Annotated in this window: 20 protein-coding genes; 5 read left to right on the top strand and 15 right to left on the bottom strand. The window is 72.3% G+C overall.

Annotation, left to right across the window (positions count from 1 at the left end; all coding sequences use genetic code 11):
- Positions 1-7 precede the first annotated feature (7 nt).
- Entirely contained in the window at positions 8-1678 is a 1671-nt protein-coding gene (murJ, locus tag OCT49_RS29300) for a murein biosynthesis integral membrane protein MurJ (RefSeq protein ID WP_283854802.1), read from the bottom strand.
- A gap of 347 nt (positions 1679-2025) precedes the next feature.
- Between murJ and OCT49_RS29295 the strand changes: the two genes are divergently transcribed.
- Positions 2026-3234, top strand: coding sequence for a L,D-transpeptidase (locus OCT49_RS29295; protein ID WP_283854801.1), 1209 nt, complete (start codon positions 2026-2028; stop codon positions 3232-3234).
- 305 nt (positions 3235-3539) lie between these two features.
- Here the strand turns inward: OCT49_RS29295 and OCT49_RS29290 are convergent, their stop codons facing one another.
- From OCT49_RS29290 to OCT49_RS29270, 5 genes are all read right to left on the bottom strand, one after another.
- A complete protein-coding gene (locus tag OCT49_RS29290) occupies positions 3540-4412 on the bottom strand; it encodes an amino acid ABC transporter permease (protein WP_283854800.1) in 873 nt (290 codons plus the stop codon).
- On the bottom strand, positions 4409-5053 hold the full coding sequence (locus OCT49_RS29285) for an amino acid ABC transporter permease (protein WP_283854799.1): 645 nt from the start codon (positions 5051-5053) through the stop codon (positions 4409-4411). The genes OCT49_RS29290 and OCT49_RS29285 overlap by 4 nt, the downstream gene beginning before the upstream one ends.
- Before the next feature lie 17 nt (positions 5054-5070).
- Positions 5071-5988: a glutamate ABC transporter substrate-binding protein gene (locus OCT49_RS29280; RefSeq protein WP_391723258.1), complete on the bottom strand. Its 918-nt coding sequence runs from the start codon at positions 5986-5988 to the stop codon at positions 5071-5073.
- 10 nt (positions 5989-5998) lie between these two features.
- Positions 5999-6742 carry an amino acid ABC transporter ATP-binding protein gene (locus OCT49_RS29275; RefSeq protein ID WP_283854798.1) on the bottom strand — a complete coding sequence of 248 codons (744 nt, stop codon included), beginning with the start codon at positions 6740-6742 and terminating at the stop codon, positions 5999-6001.
- A 124-nt stretch (positions 6743-6866) separates the two neighbouring features.
- A complete protein-coding gene (locus tag OCT49_RS29270; RefSeq protein WP_283854797.1) occupies positions 6867-7307 on the bottom strand; it encodes a DUF6278 family protein in 441 nt (146 codons plus the stop codon).
- Between the two features lie 534 nt (positions 7308-7841).
- Between OCT49_RS29270 and OCT49_RS29265 the strand changes: the two genes are divergently transcribed.
- On the top strand, positions 7842-9017 hold the full coding sequence (locus tag OCT49_RS29265; protein ID WP_283854796.1) for a Cmx/CmrA family chloramphenicol efflux MFS transporter: 1176 nt from the start codon (positions 7842-7844) through the stop codon (positions 9015-9017).
- Positions 9018-9190: 173 nt separating this feature from the next.
- Here OCT49_RS29265 and OCT49_RS29260 read toward each other — a convergent pair whose 3' ends face one another.
- The 5 genes from OCT49_RS29260 to ctaD form a co-directional block, all read right to left on the bottom strand.
- Complete coding sequence (locus tag OCT49_RS29260) at positions 9191-9970, bottom strand: exodeoxyribonuclease III (RefSeq protein WP_283854795.1); 780 nt, start codon at positions 9968-9970, stop codon at positions 9191-9193.
- 59 nt (positions 9971-10029) lie between these two features.
- Complete coding sequence (locus OCT49_RS29255; RefSeq protein WP_283854794.1) at positions 10030-10686, bottom strand: MBL fold metallo-hydrolase; 657 nt, start codon at positions 10684-10686, stop codon at positions 10030-10032.
- A gap of 13 nt (positions 10687-10699) precedes the next feature.
- On the bottom strand, positions 10700-11983 hold the full coding sequence (gene pcaDC / locus OCT49_RS29250) for a bifunctional 3-oxoadipate enol-lactonase/4-carboxymuconolactone decarboxylase PcaDC (protein WP_283854793.1): 1284 nt from the start codon (positions 11981-11983) through the stop codon (positions 10700-10702).
- Between the two features lie 117 nt (positions 11984-12100).
- Positions 12101-12451, bottom strand: a complete 351-nt coding sequence (locus OCT49_RS29245) for a hypothetical protein (RefSeq protein ID WP_283854792.1) — start codon at positions 12449-12451, stop codon at positions 12101-12103.
- 41 nt (positions 12452-12492) lie between these two features.
- Positions 12493-14181 (bottom strand): aa3-type cytochrome oxidase subunit I, encoded by a 1689-nt coding sequence (gene ctaD / locus OCT49_RS29240; RefSeq protein WP_283855984.1) that lies wholly within the window; start codon positions 14179-14181, stop codon positions 12493-12495.
- Between the two features lie 484 nt (positions 14182-14665).
- Between ctaD and OCT49_RS29235 the strand changes: the two genes are divergently transcribed.
- Positions 14666-16342, top strand: a complete 1677-nt coding sequence (locus tag OCT49_RS29235; RefSeq protein ID WP_283855983.1) for a sensor histidine kinase — start codon at positions 14666-14668, stop codon at positions 16340-16342.
- Between the two features lie 112 nt (positions 16343-16454).
- On the opposite strand, the gene OCT49_RS29230 is transcribed toward OCT49_RS29235, so the two are convergent.
- Positions 16455-17165, bottom strand: a complete 711-nt coding sequence (locus OCT49_RS29230; protein ID WP_283855982.1) for a response regulator transcription factor — start codon at positions 17163-17165, stop codon at positions 16455-16457.
- Positions 17166-17481: 316 nt separating this feature from the next.
- On the opposite strand from OCT49_RS29230, the gene OCT49_RS29225 reads away from it, so the two are divergent.
- Positions 17482-18783 carry a globin domain-containing protein gene (locus OCT49_RS29225; protein ID WP_283854791.1) on the top strand — a complete coding sequence of 434 codons (1302 nt, stop codon included), beginning with the start codon at positions 17482-17484 and terminating at the stop codon, positions 18781-18783.
- Here the strand turns inward: OCT49_RS29225 and OCT49_RS29220 are convergent.
- From OCT49_RS29220 to OCT49_RS29210, 3 genes are all read right to left on the bottom strand, one after another.
- Complete coding sequence (locus OCT49_RS29220; protein ID WP_283854790.1) at positions 18734-19411, bottom strand: vitamin K epoxide reductase family protein; 678 nt, start codon at positions 19409-19411, stop codon at positions 18734-18736. The genes OCT49_RS29225 and OCT49_RS29220 overlap by 50 nt on opposite strands.
- Positions 19408-19893, bottom strand: coding sequence for a hypothetical protein (locus OCT49_RS29215; protein ID WP_283855981.1), 486 nt, complete (start codon positions 19891-19893; stop codon positions 19408-19410). The genes OCT49_RS29220 and OCT49_RS29215 overlap by 4 nt, the downstream gene beginning before the upstream one ends.
- Positions 19894-20083: 190 nt before the next feature.
- Complete coding sequence (locus OCT49_RS29210) at positions 20084-21016, bottom strand: oxidoreductase (RefSeq protein WP_283854789.1); 933 nt, start codon at positions 21014-21016, stop codon at positions 20084-20086.
- 66 nt (positions 21017-21082) lie between these two features.
- Between OCT49_RS29210 and OCT49_RS29205 the strand changes: the two genes are divergently transcribed.
- Positions 21083-21715 (top strand): acyl-CoA-like ligand-binding transcription factor, encoded by a 633-nt coding sequence (locus OCT49_RS29205; protein WP_283854788.1) that lies wholly within the window; start codon positions 21083-21085, stop codon positions 21713-21715.
- Positions 21716-21773 lie beyond the last annotated feature (58 nt).

The following is a 21773-nucleotide window of genomic DNA, read 5'->3' as shown; positions in this document are numbered from 1 at the left end:
GCCGGCGTCACCCGGACCGCCGCAGCCGCCTCCGCCCCGCCGCGAGCGCGGCCTCGACCTCCCGCAGCCGCAGCGGCCGGGCCAGCAGTGCCACCGTGAGCAGCAGGACGCAGGTCCCCGCGCCCAGGGCGGCGAAGTCCCCGTACGACGCGCAGGCGCGGGCCGCCGCGTACCCCAGCAGTCCGGCGGGCACGGCCGCCACCACCAGCCGCGCCTGTGCCGCCGGCGCGGTGGAGCGCACCGGCGGCGCACCGGGTGCGGCGCGGTCCGGGACCCTGCGGCGCAGCACGTACGCGGTGATCCCGAAGCCCACGAACAGGGCCACCGAGTAGGCCCCGGCCATCCCCGTCACGGCCCAGCGGATCGGCAACAACAGGTAGGCGGCGGCCGAGAGACCGGCGTTGAGCGCGGCGATCACCAGGTTGAGGAGGAAGGGGGTCCGGGTGTCGCCCATCGCGTAGAACGCGCGGGAGAGCACGTACTGGCCCGAGTAGGCGATCAGTCCGGGCGCGAACGCCATCAGCATGCCCGCCATCACGGTGATGTCCGCGTCGTCCGTGCGCCCGTACCCGTACACGGCGCCCATCACCCACGGCGCCAGCGCGAACAGCAGGGCCGCCGCGGGCACCACGACCGCCGCCGAGGTGCGCAGGGCGTACGAGACGTCGCGCCGCACCCCCGCCAGGTCGTGGTCGGCCGCGGCGCGGCTCATCCGGGGCATCAGCGCGGTGACGAGCGAGACGGTCACGATGCCGTGCGGCACCACCCACAGCTGATAGGCGTAGCTGTACGCGGTGTAGCCGGGGCCGCCCGCCATGTCCTGGTCCGCGGCGCTCTGCCCGACGGTGGTGGAGAGCCGGGTGACCACCCAGTACGCGATCTGGTTGGTCAGCACGAGCATGACGAGCCAGCCGGCCGCGCGCAGCGGCCGGGTGAGGCCGCTGCCCCGCCAGTCGAACCGGGGCCGCCAGCGGAACTTCGCGGCGCGCAGGGCGGGCACCAGGGCGAGGGTCTGGACGGCGATGCCCGCGGTCGTGCCCCAGCCGAGCCATTGGGCCTGGGCCGGGGTCAGTGTGCCGTCGGAACCGGTGGCGACGCCCAGGAAGATCCCGAACACCGCGATGATCACCAGGTTGTTGAGGACCGGGGTCCACATCATCGCGCCGAACCGGTCGCGGGCGTTGAGCACTTGGCCGAGCAGGGTGAACAGTCCGTAGAAGAGGATCTGCGGCAGGCAGTAGCGGGCCAGGGCCACGGTCAGCTCCGCCTGGGCGCCGTGGTAGCCGGGGGCGTAGACCTCGACGATCCACGGGGCGCCGACGACCGTGAGGCCGGTGAGGGCGAGCAGGGCGACGGTGCAGACGGTGAGCAGCCGGTCGGTGTACGCGGCCCCGCCGTCGGGGTGGTTCCGTGCGGCGCGCACCAGCTCGGGGACGAAGACGGCGTTGAGCGCGCCGCCGATGAGCAGGGTGTAGAGGATGTTGGGCACGGTGTTGGCGACGTTGTACCCGTCGGCCTGGAGCCCGGTGCCGAGTGCGGCGACGACGACCGCCGAGCGTATGAAGCCGGTGGCGCGGGAGACGACGGAGCCGGCGGCCATGACGGCGCCGCTGCGCAGCACCGAGCCGGACCGGCGCTCCGCGGTCCGTTCGGCGGGGGCCTGCGGGGCGGTCGTCACCGGCGCCCCCGTACCGCCGAGGAGGCTCGGGGCCTCCGGGGCTTCCGGTCCGAGGTGTGGTCCATGGCTCCGCCCACCGCGGTCTCCCGTTCCCCCGAGCGTCTTGACGGCCCGATCGCCGTCACTGCTCCGTCCGGCGGAGCGACCGGGCGGGCGTCCGGATCAGGGATGGAGGGTACCCCGTGCGTGGGTGCCCGTCCGAATGGCGGTGGGGCGGCCGGGGGCGGCCTGTGGCACTGCGGTCCATCTCACACCGCGATTTCCCGATTTCCGTCCATTTCGTGGAACCTGTCCCCTCCGGGATCGCCTCTCTCTCGGCGAGAAGCACTGCTTTGGAGGTTTTTCCGTTGTTCGCTGCACGTCGGCCCGTACGCCGTACCGCCGCTCCCGCCCGCCCGGTCCGCTTCGCCCTGACCGCCGGGACCGCGGTGCTCGGTCTCACGCTCACCGCTTGTTCCGGGGCCGCCGCGTCGGACTCGGCCGGGGGTGGTTCGGCCGGGGCGGCGCGCGGGGCCGAGATCTCGGTGAACCTCCGGGGCGACGCCGCCGCCCCGGGGAAGCCGGTGAAGGTGACGCTCGGCAGCGGAAAGCTGAAGTCGGTCGCGGTGAGCGCGGACGGAGGGGACGCGCTCACCGGCCGGATATCCGCCGACGGCCGGACCTGGACGTCGGACCGGGTGGCCGCGCCCGGCACCGCGTACCGCGTCGAGGCGAAGAACACCGAGGGCGGCAGCGGCACGGCCGCCTTCACCACCGCGGCCGCCGACAAGGTCAACAAGCTGACGCTGGCCCCGGGCAAGAACACCACGGTCGGCATCGCCCAGCCGCTGTCGATCGTCTTCGACAACCCGGTGAAGGACCGGGCCGCGGTCGAGAGGGCCCTGAAGGTCTCCACCTCGAACAACACCGAGGGTTCCTGGGGCTGGCTGCAGGACTACTCCGGCAAGGACCGGGTCGACTGGCGGCCCAAGGAGTACTGGAAGTCCGGCACGAAGGTCACGCTCGACGCCGATCTCAACGGTGTCGACTCGGGCCCGTCGGGCGGCTGGTTCGTCCGCGACTACCGGACCACCTTCACGATCGGCGACGAGCAGGTGGTGAAGGTCGACCTGGACCGCCACCGGCTCGCGTTGCAGCGGGGCGGGAAGACCGTGATGGACGTGCCCATGTCGGCCGGCACCCCCGGCGGCGAGAAGGCGTCCTGGCGCGGCACGGCCGTGCTGATGTCCAAGGAGGGCACGATCAACATGCGTTCCGAGACGGTCGGCCTCGGCGACGCCTACGACAAGATGGTCGACTCGTCGATGCGGCTGACCTGGTCGGGGATGTACGCCCACGCGGCGCCGTGGAACGCCGCCTACTTCGGGGCAGCGAACCGCAGCTCGGGCTGCATCGGGATGAGCGACGCCGATGCCGGTGCGCTGTACGGGCAGGTGCGGGTCGGCGACCCGTTCGAGATCACCGGTGCGGACGCCAAGGGCACGGTCGCGGAGGGCAACGGCTACGGGGCGTGGAACGTGTCGTGGGCCGACTGGCAGGCGAAGAGCGCGCTGTAGCAGGAAGAACGGGCCCCTTGCGGGCCCCACGGGTTCGGCGGGAGCGATCCCGGCGGCCCACGGGCACGGCGGGGGTGCGGAGCGCCGGGGCGGGCGCCCGTCGTCGCCCGCCCCGGGGGGACCGCCCCGGGGCGGGCGACGCCGTGGCCGCCCTGCGTCGAGCACGGCCCGGCCGGCACGCAGCTGACCTTCTTCTCGCCCGGAAAGGGCCCGTGGCACGGATCCGTCGTCCCGCGCGAGAAGTGATCACCGGCTGCTGCCGACGGGGCACCGCTCCTCGGGGACCGCCTCGCGGCGGGCCCCCGCTACTGCACTCCCGGCAGCAGCGTTCCTGGTTCGGCCGGGGCGACCTCCACGGCCTTCATCTTCGGATTGCGCCTCTCCCGCTCGGCCACCCAGGTCGCGAACCAGGAGAGCAGCATGCACATCCCGATGTAGATCGGTGAGATCACCATCACCACGGGGATGAAGGGAAGATCGTAGTCGAGGTTGGAGGCGATGAGCTTGCCCGCGTGGAGGAACTCCTCGTAGGTGATCAGGAAGCCGAGCGAGGTGTCCTTCAGCGCCACGACCAGCTGGCTGATGATGGTGGGCAGCATGGCCCGCACCGCCTGCGGGGCCAGGACGTAGGTCATGACGTGCGTCTTGCGCATCCCCAGGGCGTACGCGGCCTCGCGCTGGCCGCGCTCCACCGAGTTGATCCCGGTGCGGAACACCTCGGCGAGCACCGAGCCGTTGTACAGGGTCAGCCCGGTGACCAGGGCGGGCAGCGGCTGCACCTTCAGCGCCACGAAGACGAAGAAGATCATCACCAGTACGGGCATGGCCCGGAAGAACTCGACGAGCAGCGTCGCGATCCACCGCACGACCCGGTGCTCGGAGAGCCGGCCGAGGGCGAGCACCGCGCCGAGCAGCAGGGAGAGCACCGCGGCGTACGCGAACGCCTTGAGGGTGTTGCCCAGTCCGCGCAGCAGCAGTTCCTGGATGCCCTGGTACGTGAAGGGGGTCCACTTGGCGCCGGTGAACTGCCCGGTGTCGATGAGCAGGTGGACGATCCAGCCGAGCAGGGCGAGGATCAGCGCCGTCGAGACGATCCCGTACACCAGGTGACGTCTGCGGGCGGCGGGACCCGGGATGTCGTAGAGCGCGGTGGCGGACGGTGCGGTGCGGGTGGTCATCGGGCGACTCCCCAGCGCTTCTCCATCACGTTGAAGAGCGCACTGATGGACAGGGTGATGATCAGGTAGCCGACGGCGATCCAGATGAAGGTCCAGATGATGCTGTAGCCCAGCTCGTTGAGGGTCTTGTAGGTGCCGAGCAGTTCGGTGACGCTGAACGCGCCGGCGATCGCGGAGTTCTTGGCGAGGGCGATCAGCGTCGAGCCGATCGGCGGGATCACCGACCGGAACGCCTGCGGCAGCACCACCGTGTTCAGTGTCTGGCCGAACGTCATGCCGAGGCTGCGGGCCGCCTCGCCCTGTCCCGTCGGCACGGTGTTGATGCCCGAGCGCAGCACCTCGCAGATGAACGCGGAGGTGTAGCAGCCGAGTGCGAGGACCGCGAAGACCTGGAAGGGGAGCACCAGGCCGAAGCGGGGCAGTCCGAGCAGGACCGCGAAGAAGAGCAGGGTCAGCGGGGTGTTGCGCAGCACCGTCACCCAGACCGTGCCGAGCACCCGGAGCGAGCCGACGGGGGCCACCCGGCAGGAGGCCATGAAGAAGCCGAGGAACAGGGCCAGGATCGAGGAGTAGACGGTCAGTTCGACCGTGCCCAGGAAGCCCTTGCCGTAGAGCGAGAAGTTCTCGGTGAGTACGTCCATAATCGTGGTCCGCCCTCTCAGGTCGCCGGGTAGCGGTCGATGGGCGGCGGTGTGGGCGCGGGGACGCCGGACAGGCCGAGCGTGGCCTCGAACGCCTTCTTCCAGTTGCCGTTCTTCTGGTTGGCCTCCAGGGCGTCGTCGAGCGCGAACCGCAACGCGTTGTCGCTGCGCGGGACCCCGATGCCGTACGGCTCCTCGGAGAACGGCTTGCCGACCACCTTCATCTCGTCGGGGGCCTTGGCCGCGAAGCCCAGCAGGATGGCGTCGTCGGTGGTGACGGCGTCGACCTGGTAGGTCAGCAGGTTGTCCACGCAGATCGAGTACGTGTCGTAGGAAACCAGGACCGCCTTCGGGAAGTCGGCGGCGATGCGCTGGTACGGGGTCGATCCCGCGGCCGAGCAGACCGTCTTCCCGGCCAGGTCCTGCGGTCCGTCGATGTCGTTCTCGTCGGTGCGGACGAGGAGGCCCTGCCCGGCCATGAAGTACGGCCCGGCGAAGCCGACGAGCTTCTTGCGCATGTCGTTGATGGTGTAGGTGCCCACGTAGTAGTCGATCTGTCCGTTCTGCAGCGCCGTCTCGCGGTTGGCGGAGGCGATGGTCCGGAAGCGGATCGTCTTCGGGTCGAAGCCGAGGGAGGCCGCCATCATCTTGGCGATCTCGATGTCGAAGCCCGAGTAGATGCCGGTGGCGGGGTCCTTCTCGCCCAGGTAGGGCTGGTCCTCCTTGGCCCCGACCCGGAGGTATCCGCGCTTCTTCGCCTTCGTCCAGGTCGGCGAGCCGGGGAGCCGGAAGCCGGTGTCGACCTTGTACACCGGCAGTTGTTCGGGCTTGGGCCCCTTCACCGGCGGGCTGCCCTCCCTGCCGCAGCCGGCGGCGGCGAGGGCGGCCAGCAGGAGGCCGGTCAGGGCGCCCAGAACTCTTCTCGTACGCAACACGGAGCCCCCGTCAGTGCTTGAGGATCTTGGACAGGAAGTCCTTGGCGCGGTCGCTCTTCGGAGCGGTGAAGAACTCCTCGGGGGTGCGGTCCTCGACGATGCGCCCGTCGGCCATGAAGACCACGCGGTTGGCCGCGGAGCGGGCGAAGCCCATCTCGTGCGTGACGACGACCATCGTCATGCCGTCCCGGGCGAGCTGCTGCATGACCTCCAGCACCTCGTTGATCATCTCCGGGTCGAGTGCGGAGGTCGGCTCGTCGAAGAGCAGTGCCTTGGGGTCCATGGCGAGGGCGCGGGCGATGGCCACCCGCTGCTGCTGGCCGCCGGAGAGCTGGGCGGGGTACTTGTCGGCGTGCGCGGCCAGCCCGACCCGCTCCAGCAGTTCGCGGGAGCGCCGGTCCGCCTCGTCCTTCTTCCGCTTGCGGACCTTGAGCTGGGCGAGCGAGACGTTGGCCAGCACGGTCTTGTGCGCGAAGAGGTTGAACGACTGGAAGACCATGCCCACTTCGGCCCGGAGCTCGGCCAGCCCCTTGCCCTCCTCGGGGAGGGGTCTGCCGTCGATCGTGATGCTCCCCGACTCGATCGTCTCGAGCCTGTTGATGGTCCTGCAGAGCGTCGATTTCCCGGAGCCGGAGGGGCCGATGACCACCACCACCTCCCCGCGGCCGACGGTGAGACTGATGTCCTGCAGTACGTGCAACTGTCCGTAGAACTTGTTGACGTCCCGCAGCTCGATCAACGGATCGACGGCCATACGCTGCCCTACCCACTTTTCGCTGTGCCGAGGTCAGCGCAAACTAACCAGCCCATAAAGGGACTTCACCACCGACACGCACAAATGGTGCATAAGGCTTCTTATTCGGTTGTAGGGAAAATCCCTATCCCTCGGCCGACTCCGAGTACACCTGCGAAAGCTCGGGGCTGCCGGAGATCGCCCAGTCCAGACCCGCCTCGACCACGTCGATCTCCCGCCCCGAGGCGAGCCGCACGACGGGCTGCCCGCCGGGCCTGATGCTCCAGACCGCGCCGGAGACGTTCCGCACCAGCACCGTCCCCAGGTACAGGCCCGCGTCGTTGCCCAGCCAGGGCAGCTCCTCGGGGTCGTCGCGCCAGCGCGGCGGCAACTGGTCGAGGGCCGCCAACGAGGCCGGGGTGTCGTCGAGCCGGAGCCCGCGCTGCCCCACCCGGACACGCAGCAGCTCGCACTCGGCGAGGAGCTCGGCCACGCCCTCGGCATCGACGGCGGCCGCGGAGGCGAGCCCCGCCCCCCGTGTGCCGTCGTGACGCTTACGCCAGTTGTCCAAGAAAGGGATGTTCATACCGCTCAGGGTCGCATCCCTGGCGTGGCGCGCACCACAGGGCGCGCGGCGCGGCGCCCGAGCACCCGACCGGCCCCGGTGTCCGTCCCTCGCGCAGGCGCTCCGGGCCCCGGCCCGAAAAAGGTGGAGCCCGGTCGTCAGGGCTGGTAGTTTCGCACCCATGTCCAGCCCCGAGTCCGACAGAGGCTAGCCACCGGTCCGCCGGTGGCCGATCCGTCGTCGAATCGATCCCGCGGGGCCGGAGACCGGCCCCGGATCGTCTCCGCCCGGCTGCCGCCGCAGGACCGCCACGGTGTGGGCTGCGCTCTCCCGACGCGCTCGTCATCGCTTCGGTACGCGATACGTCCGTACGGCGTCGTCCCCGTACGCGATACGACGAGGCGCCCGTTCCCCGGCCCCGGCTTCCGCCGTCCCGCCGGTTCACGTCCCGGGTGCTCCCGGACGTTCTTCCGCGTCGCCGCCCGTCATGACGGGCGGGCGCGGCCCGCACCCCCTCTGCCCGGTCCATCCATCAGCCGTCCATGGGGTTCCTTCATGCCATTTGCCGTCTACGCGCTCGGGCTCGCCGTCTTCGCCCAGGGCACATCCGAGTTCATGTTGTCCGGTCTGGTCTCGGACATCGCTTCCGATCTGCAGGTGTCCATCCCGGCCGCGGGCCTGCTCACCTCGGCCTTCGCGATCGGGATGATCGTCGGGGCGCCGTTGATGGCGCTCTTCAGCCGTTCCTGGCCGCGGCGTCGGGCGCTGCTGTTCTTCCTCTGCGTCTTCGGCGCCGCCCATGTGGTCGGTGCGCTCACCCCCGGCTACGGGGTGCTCCTGGCGACCCGGGTCGTCGGGGCGCTGGCCAACGCGGGCTTCTGGGCCGTGGCCCTGGTGACCGCGGTGTCCATGGTCGGGCCCGAGGCCCGCGCCCGCGCCACCTCGGTGGTGGTCGGGGGCGTCACCCTCGCCTGCGTGGCCGGGGTGCCGGCCGGTGCGGCGCTGGGCGGGCACTGGGGGTGGCGGTCCGCGTTCTGGGCCGTGGCCCTGGTCTGCGTACCGGCCGCCGTCGTCATCGCCGGGGCGATCCCGGCGAAGCGGCTGGAGCCGGTCCCCGTCCGGGCGAGTGCCGAGCTGCGGGTCCTGACCGGGCGGCCCCTGCTGCTGACCCTGCTGACGAGCGCCCTGGTGCAGGGGGCGACGTTCTGCGCGTTCTCCTACCTCGAACCGCTGGCCACCCGGGTCACCGGGCTCGGGGACGCCTGGGTGCCGGTGCTGCTGGCGCTGTTCGGGGTGGGTTCGTTCCTCGGCGTCACCGCCACCGGCCGGTACGTCGACGCGCGACCGGTCGTCTGGACCGCCGCCGGGCTGGTGGCGCTGACCGTCGGCTGGGCCGGGTTCGCGCTGACCGCGGGCAGTCCGCTCGCCACGGTCGTGCTCGTACTGGTCCAGGGGACGCTCGCGTTCGGCACCGGGACGGCGCTGATGTCGTGGGTGTTCCGGCTGGCGGCCGACGCGCCGACCCTGTCCGGTTCGTTCGCGACGGCCGCGTTCAATGTGGGCGCTGCGCTCGGGCCGTGGTTCGGCGGGCTGGCAATCGACGCGGGGCTCGGCTTCCGGGCCCCGCTGTGGGTCAGCGCGCTGCTGATGGTCCTGGCGCTGGGCACCGCCGCGGCGCCGGGCATCCGGCGGGTCGCCGGGCCCGGCCGGGACGAGGTCGCCGCGCTCTGACGAGCGGGTCGTGGGCCCCGCCCGGCGCTGAACGGGCGGGGCCGTCCTGTTCTCTGCAAGCAGCCAGCAAGCGGGATAAGGACGGGAACCACGCTAGCGGCGACCACTGACAACGCCGCCCGGGAGCCGCGCCCCGCCCGCCGGACGGGGCGCCACCGGGGCGGCGGGCGGCGTCAGAGGCCGAGGTCCACCACCACCGGCGCGTGGTCGGACGCGCCCTTGCCCTTGCGCTCCTCGCGGTCCACGTAGCTGTCCTCGACGGCCGCGACGAAGGGCGCGTTGCCGTAGACCAGGTCGATCCGCATGCCCTTGTTCTTCGGGAAGCGCAGCTCCCGGTAGTCCCAGAAGGTGTACGGGCGGTCGTACTTGAGCGGGCGCGGCACGACGTCCGACAGCCCCTCCTGGCGCAGGGCCGCGAGGGCGGCGCGCTCGGCGGGGGTGACATGGGTGGCGCCCTCGAACAGCTTCGGGTCCCAGACGTCCTCGTCGGTCGGGGCCACGTTGAAGTCGCCCAGCACGGCGAACGGCTGCGAGCCCGCCGCGTCCGCGGCGACGGCCTTCTGCAGCGCCTCGAACCAGCGCAGCTTGTACGCGTAGTGCGCGTGCTCGACCTCGCGGCCGTTGGGCACGTACACCGACCAGAGGCGGACCGGGCCGCAGGTCGCCGAGACGGCCCGCGGCTCCTGCACGCCCTCGTAGTCGGGTCCGTCCGGCAGGCCCGTGACGACGTCGGACAGGCCGACGCGGGAGACCAGCGCCACGCCGTTCCACCGCCCGGTGGCGTTGACCGCGGACTCGTAGCCGAGTTCGCGGAGCTGGTCCGCCGGGAACTGTTCGGCGGCGCACTTGGTCTCCTGGATGCACAGCACGTCCGTGCCGGTGCTCTCCAGCCAGGCCAGCAGCCTCGGGAGCCGGGCGGTGATCGAATTGACGTTCCAGGTGGCGATGCGCATGGGGGTAAACCTAGCGGCTGCCACCGACAGCCGCCGGTCCGGCGGCGGTCCGGCGGCGGTCACAGGCCGGTCGAGTCCCCCGGGGCCAGCCGCCCGTGGTCGGCGCCGCCGAGGCCACCGATCTGGTTGTCGTAGATCGGGCGGGCGAGATCGGTGAGCAGCGCGTCGTGGATGTCGATGGCGCGCCGCGGTCCGACCTCGCGCACGTAGTCGATGACCTCGGAGATCTTGTTCCAGGGGGCCATCACCGGGAGCATCAGGGTGTCGACCGGCCGGTCGGGGACGGTGAGCGCGTCGCCCGGGTGGAACACCGAACCGTCCACCAGGAAGCCGATGTTGGTGATCCGGGGGATGTCCGGGTGGATCACCGCGTGCAGTTCGCCGTGCACCTGGACGTCGAAGCCCGCGACGGTGAAGGCGTCGCCGTGGCCGACGGTGTGGACGCGGCCGGGGAAGGCGGCGGAGAGCCGCTCGGCGACGCTGCGCAGGGTCCAGACCTCGACGGCCGGATCGGCCTCCAGGCCGGCCCGCAGCCGCCCCTCGTCGAAGTGGTCGGGGTGCTCGTGCGTCACCAGGATCGCGTCGGCACCGACGGCGGCGTCCTGCTCCGAGAAGCCGCCCGGGTCGATGACGAGCGTCCGCCCGTCCTTCTCCAGGCGGATGCAGGAGTGCGTCTTCTTGGTCAGGGTCAGGTGGGTGGGGTTCTCCGCGTTCATGGGCCCCATCCTGCTACGGGCGGGGCGTCGTTTCTTCCCGGATGACGCCCTGGGCGATGGTGAAGGCGGCGTTCGCGGCGGGCACCCCGCAGTAGACGGCGGTCTGCATCAGCACTTCCTTGATCTCGGGCGGGGTGAGGCCGTTGCGCAGGGCGGCCCTGACGTGGGCGGCCAGGCTCTCCATGCGACCGGAGGCGATCAGCGCGGTGAGCGTGACACAGCTGCGGGTTCGGCGGTCCAGCCCCTCCCGGGTCCACACCTCCCCCCAGGCGTAGCGCGTGACCAGTTCCTGGAAGTCGCCGGTGAAGTCGTCGGCGGCGGCCGCGGTCGCGTCCACGTGGGCGTCGCCCAGCACCTCGCGGCGCGTCTTCATGCCGGCGTCGTACGGGTCGGGGCGGCCGGCCGTTCCGGGCTGCGGCTGCGGCTGCGGGGCGGCCGCGGTGATCTCCGCGACGGGCAGCACGGGGGCGGAGAGCCGGGGGACGTCCGGCGGGACGGGGATGGCCGCGAGGGTGTCCTGCCAGGCCGTGGAGAAGTGGGTGAGGAGGAGGTCGGTGACGGCTCCGGGCTGCTCGACCGGCGCGAGGTGGGAGGCGCCGGGGACGAGGGCGAGCCGGGCGTCGGGTATGCCCGCGACCAGGGTGCGGGCGTCGCCCGGTCCGGTGACCCGGTCCTCGGAGCCGACCAGGGCGAGGGTCGGGACGGTGATGCGGCCGAGCTCGCCGCGGATGTCGAAGGCGGCGAGGGCCTCGCAGGCGGCGATGTAGCAGCCGGGGTCGGTGGTGCGGACCATCTGGACGGCCCAGTCGACGATGGCCGCCTGGGCGGCGGCGAACCCGGGGGTGAACCAGCGCTCCGGCGCGCTGCGCGCCATCGGCTCCAGACCGTTGGTGCGGACGACCACCCCGCGCTGACGGAACTCGTCGGCGCTGCCGAACCTGGCCGAGGCGGCGACCAGGGCCAGCGAGGCGATCCGGTTCGGGTGGCGCAGCGCGAGGTCGGCGCCGATCGCGCCGCCGATGGAGCAGCCCGCGTACCCGAAGCGCCGGACGCCGAGGCCGTCGAGGGTGGCGATCAGCCGGTCGGAGAGTTCACCGATGGCGGTGGCGGGGTGCGCGGGGGCGCCGCCGTGGCCCGGGAGGTCGTAGCGGAAGACCCTCCAGTGCCGGGTGAGCTCCGGCACCTGGCGGTCCCACATGTGCCACGAGGTGCCGAGGGAGGGCCCCAGGACCAGGATCGGCGCGTCCTCGGGCCCGTCGAAGCGGTACTGCAGGGTTTCAGTCGTCGTCTCACTCACCCGCCCACGCTCCCATATCTCACGTTTTCCGGTGGGAGAGGGGTCGGGACGCGCGCCGGACCTCCGCATGCGTGTGTTACCGGACGAAAATCCGCCCCATCCGGTTCCGCTCCGCCGTTACTCGGTCGCCCGCCTCCCGGCCGCCCCTGCCGGGAAGAGGGCGGACCAGCACGCTTCCTCCTCGCGCCGTTCCCGGGCCCGCAGCAGCCGGGACCGGACGGCCAGGCACGCCACGGCGGCGGCACCGGCCACCGCCGGGAGCACGGCCAGCCCCGGGGCCACGGGCAGGAGCAGCAGGAACAGGGTGAGGGTGACCGTCGCCCACCCGGTCAGCACGGCGGCCGCGGCGGGCCGTCGGGAGCGCGGCCGGTCCTGGCCCGCCCGCAGGTCGACGTAGGCGGGCAGGTACCAGACGTTGCCGGCGGCGAGGAGCGCGAGGACTCCTGCTGCCAGTACTCCGTGGGACATCGGCGACACTCCTCGGGGAACGGCTCGCGGGGGCGGGCGGGTCAGTGCGACGCGGTGGTTTCGAGTGCGGTGATCTCCGGGTGGTGCAGGTCGAAGGCCGGGGATTCGCTGCGGATGCGGGGCAGGGAGGTGAAGTTGTGCCGGGGCGGCGGGCAGGAGGTGGCCCATTCCAGGGAGCGGCCGTAGCCCCAGGGGTCGTCGACGGTGACCTTCGTGCCGTACTGGCTGGTCTTCCAGACGTTGTAGAAGAAGGGCAGGAAGGACAGTCCGAGCAGGAACGATCCGATGCTGGAGATCGTGTTGAGGGCGGTGAAGCCGTCGGCGGCGAGGTAGTCGGCGTACCGGCGCGGCATTCCCTCGGCCCCCAGCCAGTGCTGGACGAGGAAGGTGAGGTGGAATCCGGCCGTCAGGGTCCAGAACGTGATCTTCCCGAGCCGCTCGTCGAGCATTTTCCCGGTGAACTTCGGCCACCAGAAGTGGAATCCGGCGAACATCGCGTACACGACCGTGCCGAAGAGCGTGTAGTGGAAGTGCGCGACGACGAAGTACGAGTCCGAGACGTGGAAGTCGAGCGGCGGCGACGCCAGGATGACCCCGGTCAGTCCGCCGAAGACGAAGGTGATCAGGAATCCGGTGGTCCACAGCATCGGAGTCTCGAAGGACAGCGAGCCCTTCCACATCGTGCCGATCCAGTTGAAGAACTTCACCCCGGTCGGTACGGCGATCAGGAAGGTCATGAAGGAGAAGAAGGGCAGCAGCACACCGCCGGTCACGTACATGTGGTGGGCCCAGACGGTGACGGAGAGGCCTGCGATGGCGATCGTCGCGCTGATCAGGCCGATGTAGCCGAACATCGGCTTGCGGGAGAAGACCGGGACGATCTCGGAGACGATCCCGAAGAACGGCAGGGCCAGGACGTAGACCTCGGGGTGGCCGAAGAACCAGAAGAGGTGCTGCCACAGCAGCGCACCGCCGTTGGCCGGGTCGAAGATGTGCGAGCCGAATTTCCGGTCCATCTCCAGGGCGAAGAGCGCCGCGGCCAGGACCGGGAAGACCAGGAGGATGAGCAGGGCGGTCAGCAGCACGTTCCAGGTGAAGATCGACATCCGGAACATGGTCATGCCCGGGGCGCGCATGCAGATGATGGTGGTGATGAAGTTGACCGCGCCGAGGATGGACCCGAAGCCGGAGAGCGCCACGCCCATGATCCACATGTCGGCGCCGATGCCCGGTGAGTGCGTGGCGTCGGACAGCGGGGCGTAGGCGAACCAGCCGAAGTCGGCGGCGCCCTGCGGGGTGAGGAATCCCCCGGCGGCGATCAGCGAGCCGAAGAGGAACAGCCAGTACGCCAGCATGTTCAGCCGCGGGAACGCCACGTCGGGCGCGCCGATCTGGAGCGGCATGAGCCAGTTGGCGAATCCGGTGAACAGCGGCATCGCGAACAACAGCAGCATCACCGAGCCGTGCATGGTGAACGCCTGGTTGAACTGCTCGTTGGACATGATCTGCGTGCCGGGGCGGGCGAGTTCGGCACGCATCACGAGCGCCATCGCGCCGCCGACGAGGAAGAACACGAACGCGGTGACGAGGTACAGCGTGCCGATCTGCTTGTGGTCGGTCGTGGTGAGCCACGAGACGACGATCCGCCCGCGGGAGGCACGGCCCGGCAGGCCGGGGCCGGGGGGCAGGGGCCCCTGTGCGGGGGCGGCTCGATTGCCCTGCTTTTCCATTGCGTCCACCGGACCGTGTCCTCCAGCTCTTGCGGTTCCACGAGCGCTCCCCGCCGCGGGGAGGGCGGCGGGGAGCGGCCGGGAAGGTCCGGGGGAGCACGAGGGGGACGGGCCGGACCTTCCCGACCGCACCATGCTGGCCGCGCCTTCCGGGGCCCTCCAGGGACCGACGGGCACCGTCGGCCGGGACGACCGGCCCCACTCGGCGGCCCCGCGGGTGGCCGACCGGCCCCACCGTCCGCCCGCCGGGGCCGGCGGCTGCCGTAGGCTGACGGGCCGTGGACCGGTCCCAGCCCCGCGTTGATCCGGTGAACGACCTACCGGCATACGGCACACGGAACCTGAGAGCGGCACCCCGATGACAGAGACAGCACCCACGGTGCCCGGCCTCCCCTGCGAGACCCCTTCCCCCGGCTCCCCCGCCCCTCACGGGGCGCACTGCCCCGTTCCGGCGGCCTGGCCGCAGCCGAGCCGGCCGGACCGGATGCGCAGCCTGCTGGACGCCGTGATGAGTCTGGGGCGGGGCCTGGAGCTGCCCGAGGTGCTGCGCGGCATCGTGGAGGCCGCGGTGGCCCTGACCGACGCGGAGTACGGGGCGCTCGGCATCGTCGGGGACGGGCAGAAGCTGCTGGAGTTCCTGCCGGTCGGCATATCGGAGCAGCTGGCCGCCGAGATCGGTCAGACGCCGTGCGGGCGCGGCATCCTCGGTGAGCTGATCCACCGGCCGCAACCGCTGCGGCTCACCGATCTCAGCAGCCATCCGCGCAGCTTCGGGTTCCCGCCCCACCACCCGCCGATGCGCACCTTCCTCGGGGTGCCGGTGCGGGTCCGGGACGAGGTCTTCGGCAATCTCTACCTCACCGAGAAGCGGGGCGGGGCGGGCTTCGACGCCGACGACGAGGCGGTGCTGACCACCTTGTCGATCGCGGCCGGGGTGGCCATCGACAACGCCCGCATGTACGACGAGAGCCGCCGCCGGGAGCGGCGTCTGGAGGCGCTCGGCGAGATCACCCGCGCCCTGCTCTCGGGGACGGACACCGACGAGGTGCTGCATCTGATCGCCGAGCGGGCGATGGAGGTGGCGGGGGCCGACCGGGCCGCGATCCTGCTGCCGACACCGTCCGCCACCGGGGCCGCGGACGCGGCCGACGCGCGGCTGACCGTCGCGGTCGCCCACGGCAAGGACGCCGGGCGCGTCACGGGGCTGTCCGTCCCGGCCCGGGGGTCACTGGCCGGGCTCGCGGCCCGTACCGGGACGCCGATGCACTGCGCCGACGTACGGACCGATCCCCGGGCCCATCCGTTCGGCGGCGGCGTCGAGGAGGGGCTGGGGCCGGTGGTGACGGTGCCGCTGCGGGTCGACACGGGGGCGAGCGGCGCGCTGCGGCTGGGGCGGCCGGTGGACCGTCCGCCGTTCGACGACACCGAGATCGCGCTCGTCTCGGGCTTCGCCGACCAGGCTGCCATCGCCCTGGAACTGGCCCGCAGGCGGGCCGAGTCCGAGGAGCTCGCCGTCATGCACGACCGGGACCGGATCGCCCGCGATCTGCACGACCTGGCGATCCAGCGGCTCTTCGCGACCGGGATGACGCTGCAGAGCACCACCCGTGCCATCGCGGACCGGCCGGACGCGGCCGAGCGGGTCAGCCGGGCGGTGGACGATCTGGACACCACGATCCGGATCATCCGGTCCACCATCTTCGACCTGCGGACCGCGGAGCGGGCGGGGCGCGGCGGGCTGCGGCACCGGATGGCGGAGACCGCGCGTACGGCGGCGCACGCCCTGGGGTTCCAGCCCTCGCTGCGGATCGACGGGCCGGTGGACACCACGGTGCCGGACGAACTGGCCGAGCACCTGGTGGCGGTGGCCGCCGAGGCGGTGTCCAACGCCTCCCGCCACGCCCGCGCCACCCGCATCGACATCGAGCTGTCGGCCGACGAGGTGGTGACCCTGACCGTCACCGACAACGGCGTCGGGATCCGGGACGGGGTGGTGGCCGCCGCCGGGGCGGGCCCGGCGGCCGGCGAACCGGCGGCCGGGCGCCCCGGCGGACTGGCCAACATGCGTACGCGGGCACAGCTGTGCGGCGGTTCGCTGGCCGTGGAGCGGCCGGCGGACGGCGGCACCCGGATCGTCTGGCGCGCGCCGCTCCACGACTGAGGGCCCGTCCGGCCCAGGGCCGCGGCGGGCCCTGGGGCGCGGGGGCCCTGGGACGCAGGACCGTCCGGCCGGAGGGCACGGCGGGCCCCTGGAGTTCGCCGGCGCGGGGCCGTCAGCCCTGGCGGTCCTTGACCCGGCCGACGAGCATCGCGGCCTGGATGCGGCGGCCCACGCCCAGTTTGGCGAGGATCGACGAGATGCGGTTCTTGACGGTCTTCTCGGCCAGGAAGAGGCGTTCGGCGATCTCCCGGTTGGTGAGTCCCTCGCCGATGAGGTCCAGGATCTGCCTCTCCCGGGGCGTGAGCCCGTCCAGTTCCGAGGCCTCGGACGGTTCGGCCGGGGGCTGTTCGGCGCCCCGCAGCCGTTCCATCACCCGGGCGGTCGTCCGGGGGTCGAGCATCGAGCTGCCCGAGGCGACCCGGCGCACGGCGGTGATCAGGTCGGCGCCGTTGATCTGCTTGAGCACATAGCCCGCGGCCCCCGCCATGATGGCGTCGAACAGCGCCTCGTCGTCGTCGAACGACGTCAGCATCAGGCAGGCGAGTTCGGGCATCAGGGCGCGCAGTTCCCGGCACACCTCGATCCCGGCGTGGTCGCCGCCCCGGTCGTCGCCGAGGCGTACGTCCAGCACGGCGACCTGCGGCCTGGCGGCCGGTACGCGCACCAGCGCCTCCCGGGCGGTGGAGGCCTCGCCGACCACCTCGATGTCGCCCTCGGCCTCCAGCAGGTCGCGCACTCCGCGCCGTACGACCTCGTGGTCGTCGAGGATGAACACGCGTACGGGGGCCGCCGGCCGTGACGGGTCCGCGTCCGGCGGGGTCATGCCCGAGGGGGCCGTGCCCGAGGGGGAGGCGCTCGGTGGGGTCGTGCTCGGTGGGGTGTTCGCGAACTCACTCACATCAGGCTCTATCGGTTCGGGGAGAGGGCCGGGAACAGTATGTGCCCGGCTCCGAAGGCGCTTCCGGCGGGGTGTCACGGCATGGTGAACGGCATATGAACAGGGCCGAAAGTCCCTGTGCACGGGGGCCGGTCAGCGGGCGGGGCCCGGTGCCATACTGACGCCGCCAAGATCGTCCGGGCGCCACGGACATCTCCCTTCCGGCCACCCCCACTGCGCTGCATCAAGGAGCCCCCGGCCCATGAACACCTCCAGCGAGGACTACCACGCACTGCTCGCCCGGCACGACGCCATGCGGCTGCGACGACGCATCCTGGCCCCGGCCGACAGCCGTACGGACCGGTGGAGCGCCGAGGTCCCCCGGGGCTACGACGGCACGGCCGACCAGTTGCTGATCAGCGACTCGCTGGCGCTGGTGGCCCCGATGGAGGAGCTGATCGCCGAGCTGTACCGGGTCCTGTTCGAGCGGCACCCGTACCTCCGGGCGCTGTTCCCCGAGTCGATGGCGTTCCAGCAGGACCATCTCGCCTCGATCTTCCACTACTTGATCGGCAATCTGCACCGCACGGACGAACTGATCCGCGTCTTCGGCCAGTTGGGGCGCGATCATCGCAAACTCGGGGTCCGTCGAGCACAGTTCGAGGCCTTCGAGGCGGCGCTCATCGAGGCGCTGCGACTGCGTGCCGGGGCCCGGTGGACCGGTGCGCTGGAGGACGCCTGGCTGCGGATGCTGAACCTGGCGGTCTCGGCAATGGTCAGGGGCGCGGACGAGGCGATCGCCGAACCGCCCAGCTGGGAGGCGACGGTGACCTCGCACGAGCTCCGTGCCCCCGGCCTGGCGGTACTGCGGGTCCGCCCGCACCAGCCCTACGCCTTCGAGGCCGGCCAGTACGCGTCCCTGGAGTCGCCGCTGCTGGAGCAGGCCTGGCGCCCGTACTACCTGGCCCGCGCCCCGCACCCGGACGGCGAGCTGGAGTTCCACGTACGGGCCCGGGGCGCCGGCGGGGTGAGCGACGCGCTGGTGCACGGCACGCGGGAGGGCGGCACCGTCCGGCTCAGTGCGCCGCGCGGCGCCCTGGCCCTGCCGGACCACCTGCTCTCCGCGGACCTGCTGCTGCTCGCCTCGGGCACGGGCTGGGCGCCGATGAAGGCGCTGCTCCAGCGGATCGAGGCGGACCGCTCCGGTGTGCACCGGGTGCGGCTGCTGCTGGGGCGCACCGGTCCGGGGGAAGCGGCGAACGAGGAGATGTACGACGCGGCGTGCCTGGAGGTGTTCCGGCGCACCCGGCCCTGGCTGACCGTCGTCGCGGCGGACGCCGCGGGCGCCCGCCTCGGGGACCTCGGGGCACGGGCCCTCGCCCGGCAGCACGCCTTCGTGGCCCTCTCCCCCGAGACCGCCGCGGCCGGGGCGGAGCAGGACATCGTCGCCCGGCTGTCCGCCGCCGGGATACCGGACACGCACATTCACCTCGACACCACCGGCATGGGAACGGTCACAGGAATGTCCGCCAGTACGGCCAGAACCGGACTGCTATCAGCATGACCACGGCCAGGCACCAGGCCACCGGCACCACCAGCGGGAACTCCAGCGCCGCCGCCACCAGCGCGCGCGGTGCGGGCAGCACCCCGTGGCGCAGGTTGTGCACCGTGACGTGCCAGAACATGAAGATCGTGACCGCCCAGACCAGCATGCACCACAGGCACAGGGCGCCGATCTCGTACAGGGCCTGCGTCATCAGCCACATGCAGAAGCCGACGCCGAGCAGTGTGCCGAGGTTCAGTCCCAGCCAGTACCAGCGCCGGTAGCGCGCACCGGCGAGCAGGCCCGCGCCGGTGCACAGCACCACCGCGAAGCCGATCAGCCCGAGGAGCGGGTTGGGGAAGCCGAACACCGACGCCTGGTCGCTGGTCATCACGCTCGTGCAGGACATCACGGGGTTGAGCGAGCAGGCGGGCACGAAGCCGGGGTCGACGAGCAGTTCGATCTTGTCGACCGTGATGACGAACGAGCCGAGCAGCCCGAGCGCGGCGGTGACGATCAGCAGCCAGGCCGTTCCCCGCCCCGCTCCGGCGCGCTCCGGGGCGTGGCCGGTTCCGCTCCCGCCGTCGTCGCCTTCCTCGGTGCCGTCGGCGTCCTCGTGGTCCGCCGCGAGGCGTTCCGACAGCTTCATGCCCGTCCCCGCCCCCGCACCGAACCGTCCGGCCAGACGACCTCCACCCGGATGCCCCGCGCACGTGCGAAGGCGACCAGGTGCGCGGTGGCGTCCCGGCCGTCCGACGGTGATCCGTCCCACACCGCGAGCACGGTCCGGCAGGTCTCCACCAGCCGTTCGTCGGCCCCGACGCACGCGTCCCGGTCGGCCGGGTCGAAGGCCAGCAGCCGTACGTGTTCGGCCAGGACCAGCAGTTCGCCCGCGGCCGACCGGTCCGGCTCGGGCAGGGGGGCGGGAACCGCGCCCTGGGCCGGCAGCAGCACCGTCAGTTTCCGGCCCGCCTCCCGGGCGGCCCGCCCGAAGACCAGCGGCAGCCCCGACCCGGCCCGCACCAGCGCGGCGGCCCCCTCCGCCAACCGGTCCAGCCTCGCCCTCAGTTCGGCCTCCACCAGCTCCAGGGTCGGTTTGCCGAGGTCCCTGTGCCCGACGACTGCGATCACCATGATTCCCTCCCGCGCGCACCAGCGGCGTGCGATGCATCGCAGTGAACCCATCGGCGCCCCGTCGCCACTAGGGCCGATCGGCCCTGGGGCGGCCGAGGGGCGGCGGCCGACGGTCGGCGGTCACGTCCGCGCGGTGCCGCGGTCATGTCCGCGCGGTCACGTCCGCGCGGTCACGTCCGTGCGGTTCTCACGCGGTCGCGGGGAACGGGAAGCGCACTCCGGTCAGCCGTTCCGACAGCTCCCACAGGCGGCGCCCGGTGGCGTCGTCCTTCGCGCGGGGCGCGAGGGGCACCCGGGTGGGCGCGCCGCGCAGCTCGCCCGCGCCGTCGGGGCCGATGAACTCGCCGCCGCGCACGCCCGGTTCGGTCGCCGCGTACAGCGGGGAGAGCGCGCCCTCGGCGGGCTTCCCGGCGAGCGGGGACAGCAGGCGGCCGTACAGCAGCCGCACCGCCCTGACCGGTGTGCCCCTCTGGAGTCCGGTGGCGACGTAGCCGGGGTGGGCGAGCACGCTCCGCACCGGGCTCCCGGCCCCGGTCAGGCGCAGGTGCAGCTGGTGTCCGAAGACGGCGTTGGCCAGCTTGGACTGGTTGTAGTGGCCCATCGGGGAGTACGTCCGCTCCCCGTCCACGTCATCGAAGGCGATCCGGCCCCGGCGGTGGTTGGGCGAGCTCACGGTGACCACCCGGGGATCGACGCCCTCGGCCAGCAGGTCGAGCAGCAGGCCGGTGAGCGCGAAGTGACCGAGATGGTTGGTGGCGAACTGCAGCTCATGGCCCTGCGGGCTCAGGGCACGGGTCGGCGCCATGATGCCGGCGTTGTTGACCAGCACGTCGATGCGCGGATGGTCCGCGCGCAGCGCGTCGGCGAAGCCGCGCACCGACCCGAGGTCGGCCAGGTCGAGGTGGCGCACCTCCAGCCGGGCGCCGGGGGTGTCGGCGGTGATCGCGGCTGCGGCCCGTCGCCCCTTCTCCGTGTCCCGCACCGCGAGGACCACCCGCGCTCCCCGCCGGGCGAGTGCGTGGCCGGTCGCGAGGCCCAGGCCGCTTCCGGCCCCGGTGACGACGAACACCCGGTCGGTCTGGTCCACGATCCGCCCGGCATTCCAGCGTTCCTGTCTCATGCGGCACAGACTGACCCCAATGGCACTTGGTGTCAAGGAGATACCAAGTGCCATTCACGGCACGACATGTACCATGCGGGGGTGAGTACGCGACCCGATCTGAGCCTGGCCGAACGCAAACGTCGGCTCGTCTCGGACGAACTGACCGAGGCGGCCCTGCAGTTGCTGGCGCTCAAGGGCTTCGACGCCGTCACCGTCGATGAGATCGTGGCGGCTGCGGGCGTCTCCAAGCGGACGTTCTTCCGCTACTTCGCGTCCAAGGAGGACGTCGTCGTCCAGTTCCTGGCCGACATGGGGGCGGACATGCGGGCGGCGCTGGCGGAGCGGCCCGCCGAGGAGTCGCCGGCCGAGGCGCTGCGGCACGCCGTGCGGGTGCCCGTGACCACGTGTGCCGCCCACTCGGAGCGGGCCCTGCGCGTGGTGCGGCTGATCCTGCGCACCCCCGCGCTGCTCGCCCGGTTCCTGGAGCGGCAGGACCGGTGGCGCGACGAACTCGCCGAGGAACTCGCCCGCCGCGTCGGCCGGGACGCCGGGAGCGACCTCTACCCGCGACTGGCCGCCGGGACGGCCCTGGCCGCCTTCCACGTGGTCCTGCGGCGCTGGAGCGAGAGCGACACGGCCCCGGACCCGGTGGCCCTCCTGGACGAGGCCTTCGACCTCGTCTCCCCGGCACTCGCTCCGGCCCCGGACGCCTCCTGAGGGCCGCCGGGCCGGGGCGGCGCGGCTTCCCGGTCCTCCGTCAGGGGGCGCCGGGCCG

This window comes from Streptomyces sp. ML-6 (genome assembly GCF_030116705.1).
Lineage (GTDB): Bacteria > Actinomycetota > Actinomycetes > Streptomycetales > Streptomycetaceae > Streptomyces.
This window is presented reverse-complemented; position numbering and strand designations above follow the sequence as displayed.

What these genes read in the sequence shown, in the direction of transcription:
- OCT49_RS29275 (WP_283854798.1), bottom strand. Translation starts at nt 6,742, where the DNA reads ATGGCCGTCGATCCGTTGATCGAGCTGCGGGACGTCAACAAGTTCTAC.
- OCT49_RS29285 (WP_283854799.1), bottom strand. Translation starts at nt 5,053, where the DNA reads ATGGACGTACTCACCGAGAACTTCTCGCTCTACGGCAAGGGCTTCCTG.
- OCT49_RS29245 (WP_283854792.1), bottom strand. Translation starts at nt 12,451, where the DNA reads ATGTCCCACGGAGTACTGGCAGCAGGAGTCCTCGCGCTCCTCGCCGCC.
- OCT49_RS29260 (WP_283854795.1), bottom strand. Translation starts at nt 9,970, where the DNA reads ATGCGCATCGCCACCTGGAACGTCAATTCGATCACCGCCCGGCTCCCG.
- OCT49_RS29235 (WP_283855983.1), top strand. Translation starts at nt 14,666, where the DNA reads ATGCGCAGCCTGCTGGACGCCGTGATGAGTCTGGGGCGGGGCCTGGAG.
- OCT49_RS29225 (WP_283854791.1), top strand. Translation starts at nt 17,482, where the DNA reads ATGAACACCTCCAGCGAGGACTACCACGCACTGCTCGCCCGGCACGAC.
- OCT49_RS29205 (WP_283854788.1), top strand. Translation starts at nt 21,083, where the DNA reads ATGTACCATGCGGGGGTGAGTACGCGACCCGATCTGAGCCTGGCCGAA.
- OCT49_RS29255 (WP_283854794.1), bottom strand. Translation starts at nt 10,686, where the DNA reads ATGAACGCGGAGAACCCCACCCACCTGACCCTGACCAAGAAGACGCAC.
- OCT49_RS29230 (WP_283855982.1), bottom strand. Translation starts at nt 17,165, where the DNA reads ATGACCCCGCCGGACGCGGACCCGTCACGGCCGGCGGCCCCCGTACGC.
- ctaD (WP_283855984.1), bottom strand. Translation starts at nt 14,181, where the DNA reads ATGGAAAAGCAGGGCAATCGAGCCGCCCCCGCACAGGGGCCCCTGCCC.
- OCT49_RS29210 (WP_283854789.1), bottom strand. Translation starts at nt 21,016, where the DNA reads ATGAGACAGGAACGCTGGAATGCCGGGCGGATCGTGGACCAGACCGAC.
- OCT49_RS29220 (WP_283854790.1), bottom strand. Translation starts at nt 19,411, where the DNA reads ATGAAGCTGTCGGAACGCCTCGCGGCGGACCACGAGGACGCCGACGGC.
- OCT49_RS29265 (WP_283854796.1), top strand. Translation starts at nt 7,842, where the DNA reads ATGCCATTTGCCGTCTACGCGCTCGGGCTCGCCGTCTTCGCCCAGGGC.
- OCT49_RS29290 (WP_283854800.1), bottom strand. Translation starts at nt 4,412, where the DNA reads ATGACCACCCGCACCGCACCGTCCGCCACCGCGCTCTACGACATCCCG.
- OCT49_RS29270 (WP_283854797.1), bottom strand. Translation starts at nt 7,307, where the DNA reads ATGAACATCCCTTTCTTGGACAACTGGCGTAAGCGTCACGACGGCACA.